General features: G+C 71.2%; 15 protein-coding genes and 1 pseudogene. 5 read left to right on the forward strand and 11 right to left on the reverse strand.

Translation table 11 applies throughout. From position 1 onward, the window contains the following. Nucleotides 1-132: 132 nt before the first annotated feature. Together OG395_RS15910 and OG395_RS15915 are read right to left on the reverse strand one after the other, a co-directional pair. Entirely contained in the window at nucleotides 133-1,146 is a 1,014-nt protein-coding gene (locus tag OG395_RS15910) for a sugar ABC transporter substrate-binding protein (protein ID WP_327243535.1), read from the reverse strand. A 92-nt stretch (nucleotides 1,147-1,238) separates the two neighbouring features. After that, nucleotides 1,239-1,997 (reverse strand): GntR family transcriptional regulator, encoded by a 759-nt coding sequence (locus OG395_RS15915; protein ID WP_327243536.1) that lies wholly within the window; start codon nucleotides 1,995-1,997, stop codon nucleotides 1,239-1,241. A 276-nt stretch (nucleotides 1,998-2,273) separates the two neighbouring features. Between OG395_RS15915 and OG395_RS15920 the strand changes: the two genes are divergently transcribed. Together OG395_RS15920 and OG395_RS15925 are read left to right on the forward strand one after the other, a co-directional pair. Then, nucleotides 2,274-2,453 carry a hypothetical protein gene (locus OG395_RS15920; protein ID WP_327243537.1) on the forward strand — a complete coding sequence of 60 codons (180 nt, stop codon included), beginning with the start codon at nucleotides 2,274-2,276 and terminating at the stop codon, nucleotides 2,451-2,453. Between the two features lie 31 nt (nucleotides 2,454-2,484). Beyond that, nucleotides 2,485-3,492, forward strand: a complete 1,008-nt coding sequence (locus tag OG395_RS15925) for a Gfo/Idh/MocA family protein (protein ID WP_327243538.1) — start codon at nucleotides 2,485-2,487, stop codon at nucleotides 3,490-3,492. Nucleotides 3,493-3,566: 74 nt separating this feature from the next. On the opposite strand, the pseudogene OG395_RS15930 reads toward OG395_RS15925, so the two are convergent. The 5 genes and pseudogenes from OG395_RS15930 to OG395_RS15950 form a co-directional block, all read right to left on the reverse strand. Then, nucleotides 3,567-3,986: pseudogene (locus OG395_RS15930) on the reverse strand (cytochrome P450); the annotation flags it as partial. A gap of 11 nt (nucleotides 3,987-3,997) precedes the next feature. Next, entirely contained in the window at nucleotides 3,998-4,417 is a 420-nt protein-coding gene (locus OG395_RS15935; RefSeq protein WP_327243539.1) for a PaaI family thioesterase, read from the reverse strand. 16 nt (nucleotides 4,418-4,433) lie between these two features. Next, on the reverse strand, nucleotides 4,434-5,612 hold the full coding sequence (locus OG395_RS15940; RefSeq protein ID WP_327243540.1) for a cytochrome P450 family protein: 1,179 nt from the start codon (nucleotides 5,610-5,612) through the stop codon (nucleotides 4,434-4,436). Nucleotides 5,613-5,663: 51 nt separating this feature from the next. Further along, nucleotides 5,664-6,398: a response regulator transcription factor gene (locus tag OG395_RS15945; RefSeq protein WP_327243541.1), complete on the reverse strand. Its 735-nt coding sequence runs from the start codon at nucleotides 6,396-6,398 to the stop codon at nucleotides 5,664-5,666. Beyond that, entirely contained in the window at nucleotides 6,395-7,615 is a 1,221-nt protein-coding gene (locus OG395_RS15950) for a sensor histidine kinase (protein ID WP_327243542.1), read from the reverse strand. Before OG395_RS15950 ends, OG395_RS15945 begins: the two co-directional genes overlap by 4 nt. 145 nt (nucleotides 7,616-7,760) lie before the next feature. Between OG395_RS15950 and OG395_RS15955 the strand changes: the two genes are divergently transcribed. After that, nucleotides 7,761-7,964 (forward strand): hypothetical protein, encoded by a 204-nt coding sequence (locus OG395_RS15955; RefSeq protein WP_327243543.1) that lies wholly within the window; start codon nucleotides 7,761-7,763, stop codon nucleotides 7,962-7,964. Nucleotides 7,965-8,135: 171 nt separating this feature from the next. Here the strand turns inward: OG395_RS15955 and OG395_RS15960 are convergent, their stop codons facing one another. Both OG395_RS15960 and OG395_RS15965 read right to left on the reverse strand, forming a co-directional pair. After that, nucleotides 8,136-9,053: a DMT family transporter gene (locus tag OG395_RS15960; RefSeq protein ID WP_266979850.1), complete on the reverse strand. Its 918-nt coding sequence runs from the start codon at nucleotides 9,051-9,053 to the stop codon at nucleotides 8,136-8,138. Nucleotides 9,054-9,406: 353 nt separating this feature from the next. Continuing rightward, complete coding sequence (locus OG395_RS15965; protein ID WP_327243544.1) at nucleotides 9,407-10,030, reverse strand: dihydrofolate reductase family protein; 624 nt, start codon at nucleotides 10,028-10,030, stop codon at nucleotides 9,407-9,409. Nucleotides 10,031-10,244: 214 nt separating this feature from the next. Between OG395_RS15965 and OG395_RS15970 the strand changes: the two genes are divergently transcribed. Beyond that, nucleotides 10,245-10,985, forward strand: coding sequence for an SDR family NAD(P)-dependent oxidoreductase (locus OG395_RS15970; RefSeq protein ID WP_327243545.1), 741 nt, complete (start codon nucleotides 10,245-10,247; stop codon nucleotides 10,983-10,985). Nucleotides 10,986-11,073: 88 nt separating this feature from the next. Further along, the gene (locus OG395_RS15975; protein ID WP_327243546.1) at nucleotides 11,074-11,904 is read left to right on the forward strand and encodes an aldo/keto reductase; all 831 of its coding nucleotides are present in this window, start codon (nucleotides 11,074-11,076) and stop codon (nucleotides 11,902-11,904) included. A 34-nt stretch (nucleotides 11,905-11,938) separates the two neighbouring features. On the opposite strand, the gene OG395_RS15980 is transcribed toward OG395_RS15975, so the two are convergent. Together OG395_RS15980 and alc are read right to left on the reverse strand one after the other, a co-directional pair. Continuing rightward, nucleotides 11,939-12,268 (reverse strand): putative quinol monooxygenase, encoded by a 330-nt coding sequence (locus OG395_RS15980; protein ID WP_327243547.1) that lies wholly within the window; start codon nucleotides 12,266-12,268, stop codon nucleotides 11,939-11,941. Between the two features lie 153 nt (nucleotides 12,269-12,421). Then, nucleotides 12,422-13,537 (reverse strand): allantoicase, encoded by a 1,116-nt coding sequence (gene alc, locus OG395_RS15985; protein ID WP_327243548.1) that lies wholly within the window; start codon nucleotides 13,535-13,537, stop codon nucleotides 12,422-12,424.

The raw sequence follows: 13,537 nt of genomic DNA on the forward strand, positions 1-13,537 counted from the left end.
CTGCTTGGTGCCGACCGGCGGTGTTCCCACCCGGTCCGGCTGGCCAAGTATCCCCGAGTCCGACTCGGCGCCGCCCGGCAGGGGCGGGCCGTGGGTGTCGGCACGAAGTGGGCACGGCGGTCCGCACGCGGGTCACCGGGTACCGCGCGCGGTGTATTTCTCCAGCTGCGGCACATCGGTGGCGGTGACGATCGCCGGGCCGGTGAGCACGGGCTTTCCGCCGCCGATGACGTTGCCGTTGGTCCTGTCGAGCCACAGTTCGTCGACGGCGAGATAGCCCTGGAGGTAGGGCTGCTGGTCGACGGCGAAGCCGACCTCGGAGGCCTTCAGCCGTTTGACGACCTCGGCGTTGAGATCGAACGTGTCGACCTCGGCCTTGGAGCCGGAGCCCTCCTTGGCCTTGACGGAGGCGGCGGCGAACGGAGCGCCGAGGGTGACGATCGCGTCGATGCCGTGGTCGGCCTGGAGCTTCGCCTCGATGGAGGACGTGGAGGCGGGCATGTTGGTGCCTTCGATGCTGAGGTTCTCGACGCTTCCCTTGAAGGTCTTCTTCACCCCGGCGCAGCGCTCCTCCAGCGACACATTGCCCTGCTCGTGGATGACGCAGACGGCCTTCTTGCGGCCCCGCTTGTTGAGCTCCTCACCGACGGCCTCGCCGGCGACCTTCTCGTCCTGCCCGATATGGCCGATCGCGCCGACACCCTTCGAGAACTGCGCGCCCGAGTTGATGGTGACGACGGGGATGCCCGCCTTCACGGCCTTGGCGACGGCGTCCGCCACGGCTTCCGGTTTGGCGAGGGTGACGACGATCCCGTCGACCTTCTGGTCGATGGCGGCCTGGACGAGCTGGGCCTGCTCCTTGCCCTCCTTGTTCGCGGAGTAGAGGAACTCGACGTTGTCCTTGGCCGCCGCCTGCTTCGCACCGCTCTGGACGATGTCCCAGAAGGTGTCGCCCTCCCCCGAGTGCGTGATCATCGCGATCTTCATGCGGGGTGTGGAAACGCCCTTGACTCCCTCCCCGCTGCGGCTGCCGGACCCGTCCTCGGAGCTCTTGCCGCCGGAGCTGCTGCATCCGGCGACGACGGTGACGGCGAGGCTGATGGCGCAGATGGCGATCAGGGGTGCTGCCTTGCGAGGAGTACGCATGGTGGGTCCGCCTTGTCTCCCGGCCGCCCGAGTGCGGCTTGGGGAGTTGTAGCGAGGAGCGGGGACCCCGTCAACGGGCCGATATGCGGGCGTCAGCGGACAAGCAGCTGGAAATCGAAGGCGTAGCGCGATGCCCGGTAGATGTGCGAGCCGAATTCGACCGCCCGCCCGGTGTCGTCGTACGTGGTGCGTTCCATGGTCAGCAGCGGCGCGCCCTCGGGCTCGGCGAGCTGTGCCGCCTCCTCGGCCGTGGCGAGGCGGGCGCCGACGGTCTGGCGGGCGCTGTGCAGGGTGACCCCGGCGGCCCGCAGCATCCGGTAGAGGCCGGTGGCCTCCAGTCGTTCGGTGGACAGGTCGACGAGGCCGGCCGGCAGGTGGTTGCGGAGCAGGGCCATCGGTTCGCCGTGCGCGGACCGCAGCCGTTCGACGAGGTGGACCTCGGTGCCTTCCGGGACGCCGAGGGCGGCGGCGGTCGCGGCGGGGGCGGGCTCGACCGTGTTGCGCAGGACGCGGGTGGTGGGGCGCTGCCCGGCCGCCTCCAGGTCGTCGTACAGGCTGCTCAGTTCGAGCGGACGCCGGACCTGGCTGTGGACGACCTGGGTGCCCACCCCGCGGCGACGGACCATCAGTCCCTTGTCGACGAGTGACTGGATGGCCTGGCGGACGGTGGGGCGGGACAGGCCGAGCCGGGCCGCGAGCTCGATCTCGTTGCCGAGGAGGCTGCCGGGGGCGAGCCGGCCCTTCTCGATGGCCGCCTCCAACTGCTGGGACAGCTGGTAGTAGAGCGGGACCGGGCTGCTGCGGTCCACGCCGAGTTCGAGGGCGGCGGGGTCGGCGGTGGGTTTGGACACGGCAGGAGCGTAGCTGTCACGTCCGGACGGCCGGTAGTCAGGTCGTCCTGTTGTCCGGACAATCAGGGTGTCCTCGCCTCATCGCGTCGCTCCGCGCGTGAGGCCGTCGTACCTGAGCGACACCGCCGCGCGCCACCGACCGGCCGGGCCCGTACGTCCACCGCATGGAGAACGACGTGGTGCGCCGCCTCTACGACGAGCCGGCCGTGCGCGCGGGGGCACGGCGCCCGGGGACCGTCGACCATCTCCGCCGGCCTATGAGCAGGACACCGCCTGGTGTGGCTGGTCAGCGGGCGTCCGCAGGAGCTGCGGGTGAAGCCGGCCGTCGAGGCGGGGCGCCGCCTCACGGCGCTCGACGGTGAACCGGTGGACAATGTGACACTCGAGCCGTACGGGGTGTCGGTGCTGCGTCTGGAGGCGTCGAACACACCCTGGTTTGTCAGGACATATAGTTGACAGCGCAGCTGGTGGGCGGCACGTTGGGTCCATGCGTATCGGACTCATCGGCACCGGCCGGATCGGTTCCTTCCATGCGGGCACGCTGGCCCGCCACCCCGAGGTGGACACCCTGGTGGTGACGGACACCGACGGGGTGCGGGCGGCCGGGGTCGCGGACCGTATCGGCCGCGCGACAGCCGTCGGGTCCGCGGCCGAGGTGCTGGCCGCCGGGGTGGATGCCGTCGTGATCGCCTCGGCCACCTCGGCACATGCGGAGCTGATCGCTCTGGCCGCGCGGGCGGGTCTGCCGGCGTTCTGCGAGAAGCCCATCGCACTGGATCTGGCGGGGACGCTGGGCGCCCTGCATGAGGTCGAGCGGGCCGGGAGCGTGCTCCAACTGGGCTTCATGCGCCGCTTCGACGCCGGGTACGGTGCGGCGCGCACCGCCGTGCGGAGCGGGGTGCTGGGCAGGCTCCACACCGTACGGGCCATGACGTCCGATCCTGCGCCGCCGCCCGCCGCGTATCTGCCGAACTCCGGCGGCCTGTTCCGGGATTGTCTGGTCCATGACTTCGACATCCTGCGGTGGGTGACGGGCCGTGAGGTGGTGGAGGTGTACGCCACCGGTTCGGATGCCGGTCCCGCGATGTTCCGGGCGGCGGGCGATGTCGACACGGCGACGGCGCTGCTGACCCTGGACGACTCCACACTGGCGACGGCGACGGCGACCCGGTGCAACGGCGCCGGGTACGACGTACGGATGGAGCTGGCGGGCGAGCTCGACCAGGTCGCGGTCGGCCTGGACGACCGTACGCCGCTGACGTCGGTGGAACCCCAGGGCCCCACCGCCCCGGCCAAGCCGTGGCCGGGGTTCCTGGAGCGGTTCGCCGCGGCGTACGAGGCGGAACTCGACGCGTTCGTACAGGTGGTGCGGGGCGAGGCGACCAACCCGTGCGACGGCCAGGAGGCTCTGCACGCGCTGCGGATCGCGGAGGCGTGCGAGCTGTCCCGGCGCGAGCACCGGCCGGTGGCGGTGGCGGAGATCCGCACCGGCTGACGGTGCGGGCCCCGCTACCAGGCGACCGGCAGCCGCTCGGGGCCCGGATCAGCATGGCCCGTACGCCAGGTCCTTCGGTCCGGTTCCGCCGGCATCCGGTCGAGCAGTTCGTCGGTCATCTCCTGGATCCGTGGAGCGAGTTGCTCCATACGGCGCGAGGTGGACTCGCGGGTCACCGGCTTGGGCAGCCGGGTGTGCACGGGCGCGTCCGAGCTGAGCATGGACGTCCCGGCGGAGACCCTGCTGACGCCCGGAGCGGGTGAGGCGTTGTCCCACTGCTTGGACAGCCGCTGGTCGGCGAGCGCGGTGCGGCCTTCTTCGTATCCGACGACGAGCCAGGCGTCGGTGCCTTCCGGCATCCGGATCCGGTGGACGGGTCCGCGCTCCCGGAGCGTGGCGTAGACGGGGTGGGGGTCGCGGGTGAACGTCTCACCGAGCGCGGCGAGATCGACGACATCCGCGGATTCGGTCGCTTCGGTCGCTCGACCGGTCAAGGAGGGTCCCTTCACTGCGTCCGGGCGGAGAGCACGGTTCCCTGGGCGACCGCGCACAGGGCTTCCGCGCCGTCGTTCGCCGCGGCGAACAGATCGCAGCGGACCACCGCCTGGCGACGGCCGGTGTGGACGACGGTGGCGCGGGCGATCAGGGTGCGACCGGTGGCCGGACGGATGTACTGGATCGAGAAGCCACCGGTCAGTACGGCCGGCCCGAGGGTCGTTCCGGCGGCGAAGGTGATCGAGTTGTCGGCGGCGTACGACAGCACGCCGCCGTGCACAAAGCCGTTCTGCTGCTGGAGTTCCTGCCGGATGTCCACTTCGAGGGTGGCGGCGCCGTCCCCGAAGGCGGTGATCCGTGCCCCGACGAGCCCGCTGAACGGCTGGCTGTCGAGGACCTTCTGCGCCATCTGCATGTCAAGTCCGCTCATGACACGCCTTCTTACCTCACCAGCGCACCGGCAGCTGCCGGACCCCTCGGATCAGCATCCCGGGCAGCCAGTCCAGCTCCGCACCGGCCGGGTCGAGTGCGAGATCCGGGCACCGTTCCAGCAGCGTACGGATCGCGATCCGGCCCTCCATCCGGGCCAGCGGCGCCCCCATGCAGAAGTGCATGCCGTGGCCGAAGGCCAGGTGGCCCTGGGCGTCACGGCGGATGTCGAAGTGGTCCGGGTCCGGGTAGCGAGCGGGGTCGCGGTCGCCACCGGCCAGGGCGACCAGGACCGCCTCGCCCGCCGGAATGGTCCGGTTGCCGATCTCGACCGGCTCCCGGGCGAAGCGGAAGGTGGCGGTCTCCACCGGTCCGTCGTACCGGAGCATCTCCTCGACTGCTCCGTCGATGAGACCGGGGTCGGCACGGAGTGTGGCGAGTTGTCCGGGGTGGGCGAGCAGGGCCCGTACGCCGTTGGAGATCAGATTGACGGTGGTCTCGTGTCCGGCGACGAGCAGCAGGAAGGCCATGCCGACGAGTTCGTCGGGCGACAGTCCGTCACCCTCCTCGTCCCGCACCCTGATCAGCGCGCTCATCAGGTCGTCGCCGGGCGCGCACCGCTTGTCCTCGATGAGTTCCACGAGATAGGCCCCCATCGCGCGGACCGCTTCGCCTCCCGTGTCCGGGGACGTCGGGGCGACGATGCCGTTCGACAGCAGGCGGAACCGGTCGCGGTCCAGGTCCGGTACGCCGATCAGCTCGCAGATGACGGTCATCGGCAGCGGGAAGGCGAGCGTGTCGACGAGGTCGCCGCGCCCCGCGGGCACCATCGCGTCGAGCAGTTCGTCGGTGATCTGCTGGACCCGCGGCCGCAGCGACTCGATCCTTCGGGCGGTGAACTCGCGGGCGACGAGCTTGCGCAGCCGGGTGTGGTGCGGCGCGTCCATCTCCAGCATGTTGGCGTTGATCGGATCGCCGTCACCGATCCAGAGGTCCGAGGTCCGCCAGTCCTTGCTGAGCCGTTGGTCCGCGAGGGCGGCGCGGCCCTCCTCGTACCCGACGATCAGCCAGATCCGCTCTGCGTCATCGGTGCGGATGGTGTGCACCGGGCCCTCGGAGCGCAGCTTCGCGTACGTCGGATAGGGGTTCGCGGTGAAGCCATGGACCCCGCGAAGATCGATGTCGACTGCGGACACGGTTCAGCCCCTCCCGGCCGGTTCGGTTCGATCGCCTCGGATCGAACCGTCTCAGCGTACGTCGCCCGCGCCGTCGTCCTCCTCGTCGAGCAGCCCCGCATCGTGCACCAACAGCGCGATCTGGACACGGTTGTTGAAGTCGAACTTCGCAAGAATGCGTGACACGTGTGTTTTCACGGTGGCCACGCTGAGATAGAGGCTCGCGGCGATTTCCGCGTTGGAACGGCCGCGTCCGACGGCGACCGCGACCTCGCGCTCCCGCTCGGCGAGACCGGCGATCCTCCGGCGTGCCCGCTGGGCCCGGCCCGCGCGGTCGTCGGCGCCGGTCCCCGCTCCGATGCCCGCGGCCCGGTCCATCAGCTGCCGGGTGACGGCGGGCGACAGCACGGGGTCACCCGCCGCGACCCGGCGCACCGAGTCGACGATCTGCGCGGGCGGCGTATCTTTCAGGACAAATCCTGCGGCCCCGGCGCGGATGGCCCGCAGCACCTGCTCATCGGCGTGGAAGGTGGTCAGGACGACGACTTCCGGTGCGTCGGGGCGGCTGCGCAGCGCCTCGGTCGCGGCCAGTCCGTCCACGGTCGGCATTCTGATGTCCATCAGCACCACGTCGGGGCGGAGCCGGTCGACGAGGTCCGCGACCTCGGAGCCGTCCGCTCCCTCCCCCACGATTGCGATGCCGTCCGCGCCGCCGAGCATGAACGTCAGCCCGGCCCGCACGAGCGGATCGTCGTCGACGATGAGCAGCCGCACGGGCTGTGCCGGAGGATCCAGGGGAGTGGTCATGAGGTCCACGGTAGCCAGGCCCGGATCCCGAATCCGCCGTCGGGTTCGGGCCCGTGGCCGAGGCGGCCCCCGGCGAGGGTGGCGCGCTCGGTCAGACCGATGAGGCCCTGGCCGGAGCCGGGGACCCGCTCGAACGGTTCGACGGGCGCCGGGTTGCGCACCTCGATGGTGAGACCGTCGCCCGGACCCCCGGTGACGGTGACGGTGACCTCGGCTCCGGGGGCGTGTTTACGGGCGTTCGTCAGGCCTTCCTGCGCGATGCGGTAGACGGTGCGGCCGGTGGCGGCGGGGGCGGCGGCCGGGTCGGCGACGCGGTTGTCGAGGGTGACCTTCATACCGGCGCGACGGGACTCGGCGATCAGCGTGTCGAGGGTGGCAAGGGTGGGCTGCGGCCGGTTGCCCTCCCCGTTGTCGCCGGGGCTGCGGAGGACACCGATGATCTCGCGGAGGTCCTGGAGCGCCTCGTGCGCGCTGTCCCGGATCACCCCGGCGGCCCGGCCGACCTCGGCGGGGGGCGCGTCGGGGCGGAATTCGAGGGCGCCCGCGTGGACGCTGAGGAGGGTGAGGCGGTGGGCGAGGACGTCATGCATCTCGCGGGCGATGGCCTCGCGGGCCAGCCGCTGCGCCTGCTCGGCGCGGAGGTCGGCCTCGGTCTCGGCCCGGTGGGCGCGCTCGCGCAGGGTGATGACGAGCTGGCGCCGGGACCGCACGACCATGCCCCAGCTCAGCACCAGCAGGACCAGCAGCACACCGATGATCGTGGAGGCGACGAACGAGGTGTCCGGGTCGGGGCGCAGATACGGCTGTACGGGTGCGACGGCCAGGGCCAGCGCACCGACGGCGGCCACCGGTTTGAACGGCCGGTGCACCGCCACGCTGAACAGCGCGACGAGCATGGCCCCGGCAGCGACCGGTTCGACGGTGGCGAGCAGCGTCAGGGCCACGGCCAGTCCGACCGGCCACCGGCGCCGCGTCCACAGCGCGCAGCAGGCCGCGGCGCCGATCAGCGAGTCGATGAGGACGACACCGTCGGGGGTGGTGCGGTCGGCGTCGATCGCGGCGGCCGCGAGCAGGCCGATGCCGGCCGCACAGAGGAAGGCCGTGATGTCGACAGCCCAGTCCCGTACCGTGCGGCGCGCCCGGCGACCGTGGTCGCCGGGCAGCTCGGGTTCGGCCATGGCCGAGGGCAGCAGCCAGCGGTACTCCGTACGCGTCATATCGACAAAACTACTCAAGTGACGCGCTCGTACCGGCCGTGCGGGAGCGGGATGCCACCAAAGTTGCCGGATCGGATACTTTCGGCGCCGTGCCGCAGACCGCCGGCCGACGCCGCGGCCGGAACGGGCCCGCGAGGCTCTCCCCATGAAGAAACTCTGCGAGTCGGTCGGCTTCATCGTGTTCGTCCAGGGCGTCGCCGGGCTGCTGCACGAATGGACGGGCTGGTTCCGGCTCTGGGCGGTGGTGCGGCGGCTGGAGTTCCTCAGCGGCTACCCGGTCTTCGTCAACATCGTGCTGGTGGTGGCGGGCGCCTCGGTGATGGTTGCGGCGGACCGGCTCCAGGAGTGACGGCCTCTCCCGCCACTGGGAATGGATCAGCGAGCGGCGTCGTGCGGCTTCGACGGCAAGGCGGAGGACGCAGTCGCCGCGGAGCGTCGGTGACTGACGACAACGCCGCAGGTGGAGTCGCGGGGCATCGGAGCCCACTCGCTGTCGTGGGGGAGGCCGTGACCGGCCGGCTCACGGAGCAGCGGCGGCGCGACGCCCCCAGCCCGTCCCGGCGAGGACGAGCACCGCGCCCACCACGCCCAGGACCCCGAGCCGTTCTCCTCCGATGGCGATGCCCGCGGCGGCGGCCCACAGCGGTTCCGTACCGAGCAGCAGGCTGACCCGGGACGGCGAGGTGCGGCGTACCGACCACATCTGCACGAAGAACGCGAAGAGCGTGCAGAAGACGGAGAGGAAGAGCAGCCCGCCCCACTCCCGGACTCCGAACTCCGAGGCCACCGCCCACGGCGACGCCCCGGTACCGGGCACGCCAGCGAGCACGGCGAAGACGGCGACGGCGCTGCCGAGCTGCACGGTGGTGAGCGACAGCGAGTCGGCGTCCTGGACGGACTTGATGCGGGCCATCAGCAGCACGTGGAGGGTACGGGCGAGTGCGGCCACCAGCATCAGCAGATCGCCCACCGAGGGACTGGTGAAACCGCCGCCCTGGGTCAGCAGCACCACACCGGCGACGGACAGCGCGGCGGCGGCGAGGAAGGCCCTGGGCGGCCGGACCCGGGTCACCGCGGCCTCGGCGAGCGGTGTGAAGATCATGGTGAGGCTGATGATGAGGCCGGCGTTGGTCGCCGAGGTGTGCACGACGCCGTACGTCTCCACAAGGAAGATCCCGCTGAGGACCAGCCCCAGCAGCCCCGCGCCGCGCCACTGAGCCGCGCTGAGCGCCCGCAGCCTGCGCCACCCCGTGGCGGCCAGCACGGGCAGCACGATGACGAATCGCAGGACGAGGACCGCGATGACGGTCTGCGTGGTCGTGATGCCCTTGGCGGCGAGATAGCTGGCGCCCCAGACGACCGCGACGAGCAGCACGGGCAGATCGGTCAGCCAGGCCCGGCGTGGTGGCGCGAGGGCGGGCAGGGCGATCGAGGACACCTGGTTTCTCCTGGCACTCGTGGTTCTCGTGATGCTCCACAGCGGGAACCATGAGACCGCACCGGCTCACCCGCGGAACGATCACGGTACCGGGAGGTCCGCGGCACCAGGAACGCCTGTCTCACCGCTCGGGCGTGGCCGGCGCTCCTGCACGAACGGTCCCGCGAACCCGGGTGCAGGGGCGACGCGCACTTGGCCACATGGCGGACGGGTGGGTCCATCGGCGGGCGCGGTGAAGGGCAAGCGGGGCGGCGACGCGTTCCGTCTCCCGCCCTGCCCGGCGAGCGCGGCGCCAGGACCGTCGTCCGCATCCCGACGAGGCGCGGAAGGCCGCCCGACCGGGCGGGCGCGGTTCAGAGCCTGTCGTCGACCGAGCCGAACCGAGCCCGGCCGACGGGCCGGTAGGTGTGGATCGCGATGCCTTTGGGGGTGGTGCGGGCGCCGGCCGGCGCGAACGCGGTGGGCAGCCCGCCCTCCGGGAAGAGCCGACGGCCGCGGCCGAGCACAACGGGGTAGGTCAGCAGGTTGTACTCGTCGATCAGGTCGTGCGCCATCAGGGACTGGGCGAGCGTGCCGCTGCCGTGGATCTGCAGCTCGCCGCCCACGGTGCGCGCCTTGATCCGGGCGACCTCCTCGGCGACATCGGCGGAGACGACGGTGGTGTTCTCCCAGTCGGCCTTCTCCAGCGTGGTCGACACGACGAACTTGGGATACGGGTTCAGCCGGCCGGCGATCGGGTCGTCCGGGTCGGTGACCCCGGGCCAGTACGCGGCGAAGATGTCGTACGTACGACGGCCCAGCAGGAACGCCGCCGACCGGTCGAACACCTCGGTCATGAACTGCTCCATGCCCTCGTCCATGAACGGCACGAGCCAGCCGCCGTACTCGAATCCGCCGCTCGGGTCCTCGTCGGGGCGACCAGGCGCCTGCATGACGCCGTCGAGGGAAAGAAACGCGGTGAGTGTCAGTTTCGCCATGGTCCTTCTCCTTCTGAGCCGTCCGGCTCCTTCCCGGGCCGTCCGGGCTGTCGTGCACTGCTGTCTCTTCCGACCCCGCTTTCGCCCGGAACTCATCGGTCCACCCGGCGGAGCTTCCGCCGCGTAGGCGTCCGTTTCCCGCCGGTCACCGCGCAGCGAACGGACTTTCCTTGTCCCTGTCGAAACAGCAGCCCCGACCGGCAAGGAGCCCACCATGACCAGCACCGACACCAGGACCGCACTCGTCACCGGCGGCAGCCGCGGCATCGGCGCCGCGACCGCGCTGCGGCTCGCCCAGGACGGCGCCGATGTGGCGCTGACGTATGTACAGGACGAGGACGGCGCCCGTGAGATCGTCCAGAAGATCGAGGCGTACGGCCGCCGCGCGCTCGCCCTGCGCGCCGACTCGGCCGACCCCGAGGCGGTCCCGGCGGCCGTGCACGAGGCCGCGGACACGTTCGGCCGGCTCGACATTCTCGTCAACAACGCGGGCATCGGCGTCCTCGGCCCCATCGGCTCACTCACCCCGGCCGATGTGGACCGGGTGTTGGCCGTCAATGTCCGGGCGGTGTTCCTCGCCTGCCGGGCGGCGGCCACCCGGATGGAGCGCGGCGGTCGCATCATCTCCGTCGGAACGGCCCTGAGCAGGCGCGCGGGCGGTCCGGGCGGCACGCTCTACGCCATGAGCAAGTCGGCGCTCGCCGGTCTCACCAAGCCGCTCGCCCATGAGCTCGGCCCGCGCTCCATCACGGTGAACCTGGTCCAGCCCGGCCCGATCGACACGGACCTGAACCCGGCCGACGGCCCGTACGCCGCCGGACAGCGCGCCGACACCGCCCTGGACCGCTTCGGTACGACGGCTGAAGTGGCCTCCCTGATCTCCTACTTGGCCGGTGACGAAGCGGCGTACATCACCGGTACGGAGGTGGTGGTGGACGGCGGCCACGCGGCCTGACCCGTACTCCGCCCGGCCGCGCCCTCCCAGTCCCGTGCCCCTGCCCGTCCTACCCTGGTCAGGATGGTTTCGAACGACAAGGGAGATCATGACCGAGACCCCGGTTCACCCTCTCATCGACGGCCGCACCCTCCCCGCCGTCGGGCTCGGCACCTGGCCGATGAAGGACGACGCGGCGGAGGACGCCGTGGCCGGAGCGCTGGACCTCGGATACCGGCTCATCGACACCGCACTCAATTACCGCAACGAAACCGGCACCGGACGCGGGATCGCCCGCAGCGGTGTGGCGCGCGAGGACATCGTCGTCACCACCAAGGTTCCGGGCAGGCATCAGGGTTACGAGCAGACCCTGGCGTCGTTCGAGGAGTCCCGCCGCAATCTCGGGCTCGACTACGTGGACCTGTATCTCATCCACTGGCCACTGCCCCGGGTCGATCTGTACGTCGACACCTGGAAGGCGATGATCCAGCTCCGCGAGGACGGGCTGGTGCACTCGATCGGCGTCTCCAACTTCACCGCGTCCCAGCTCGACCGGCTGGAACGGGAGACCGGAGTGCTGCCCGCCGTGAACCAGATCGAGATGCATCCGCGCTTCCCGCAGGAGGAGCTGCGGGCCGTGCACGCAGCCAAGGGCATCGTGACCGAGAGCTGGAGTCCGCTGGGCCGCGGCCGCGATCTCCTGGCGGACCCCGAGCTCGTCGCCGTCGCCGCGGCACACGGGGTGACCCCCGGTCAGGCCGCGCTGCGCTGGCACACCCAGCTGGGGGCGGTCCCGATCCCGAAGTCCTCCGATCCGGGGCGGCAGCGCCAGAATCTGGAGATCTTCGGCTTCGAACTGACGGCGGACGAACTGGCCAGGATCTCCGCCGGACCGCGGCGACGGTACGGCGGAGACCCGGATGTCCACGAGGAGTTCTGAACCGTCAGGACTCACGGATCACTGGCGGCTGGGTTTACTGACGGCTGGGCGTGAGCTCCGCCATCCGGGACCAACCGTCGCCCGGGACCTCGACATTGATGATCTCCGGGGACACGGCGACGAGGTCCGCCATCAGGTCCATCGCCGCCGCGAAGTGCTCGGACTTCACATGCGCCTCTCCGGCCTCGGGGGACGCGAAGGCCTCCAGGAGCACGAACTGGTCCGGGTTCTCGACGCTGTACGACCACTCGAAGAACACGTTGCCCGGCTCCTGACGGGTGGCAAGAGTGAAGGGCTCGACGGCGGGCAGCCAGTTGTCGCGCTCTTCGCTGTGGACGGTGAACTTGACGGCGATGAAGATCATGACGACTCCTGCTCGGGATGTGCGACGCACCCAGGGTCCCATAAGCCCTGGATACGGACGCATCGGGCGCACCCGAGGGGGTGGCGGGAGCCGCCGCGCACGAAGGAGTGACAGGCGCCGCCACCCGCGAGGCGGTGGCGCCACCCGTCCTCGTCAGCCGCCCAGTTCCCGGTGGCGGGCGGCCAGTCGTGCGGCCCCCTCCTCCGTCAGCGAGCCGAACAGCCTCAGCCGTGAGATACCGCCGTCCGGGAAGATGTCGAGCCGGACGTGCGTGGCGCGCACGGCCTCCGGGAGGACGAAGCGATGGTTCGTGTCGGGCTGCAGCCGGGTCCGCGGCAGGACTTCCGCCCAGTCGCCGCTCGTCCCGTCCCGCACCGAAAGGCTCGCCCAGCCCGCCGAGTTGCCCTTGAGGCAGGCGGTGTCGATCTCGACGGCCCGGATCTCCGCCTGCCCGGCCAGCCGGTAGCGGATCCAGTCGTTGCCCTTGTCGCGGCGGCGTCGGGTCTCCCAGCCGTCATCCATCGTGCGGGAGCGACCGGGCTGGATGGTGTTGGTGGCCGGGGAGTAGAAGCGGTCGGAGGCGTCCTCGACCTGGCCGCCGTTCTCCAGCGCGGCGAGATCGAAGGTGGCGAGGGCGGCCAGCCAGGCGGGGTCGGGGGCGACCTCTCCGTAGACCCGGAGGCGGGCGATCCCGCCGTCGGGGTGCTGGTTGACCCGCAGATGGGTGATGCGCCGGTCGGCGTCGACCGCGAAGCCGTTGGCCGCGTGGCCGCCGACGGCCGTACGGGGTATGAGGGTTGTCCACTCCACGTCCGGTGCGAGGAGTTCCTCGGGGGACGGGGAGCCGGGCACGGAGGCCGCTTCGACGGAGACGGCCTGCGGGTGGTTGCCCCGGAAGTGGGCGGTGTCGACGACGATGCCGCGTACGACGCCGGGCGCGCCGAGCCGTACCAGCGCCCAGTCGTGGTCCTCGTCCGAGGGGTGCGGCTGCGCGGCACTGACGCCGCGGCGGCGACGGGTCTCCCAGCCGTCCATGATCTTGCCCTTGTGCCCGAAGTGCTCCGGGTCGAACTCCGCGGGCCCCGGCTTCAGCAGGTTCTCACGCTCGGCGAAGAACTCGTCGTTGGCTGCGATCACACCCGCGCCGAGCCGCCGGTCGGCGAGATCGACGAGGTGGGTGAAGGGGAAGTCGGCGGTGCGGTAGTCGGCATACGGGTCGCCGCCTGAGTACGGGTCGGCGGCACCGGTGAAGTGCGCTGTCGCCGTCAT

This window comes from Streptomyces sp. NBC_01320, assembly GCF_035974375.1.
Lineage (GTDB): Bacteria > Actinomycetota > Actinomycetes > Streptomycetales > Streptomycetaceae > Streptomyces > Streptomyces yanii.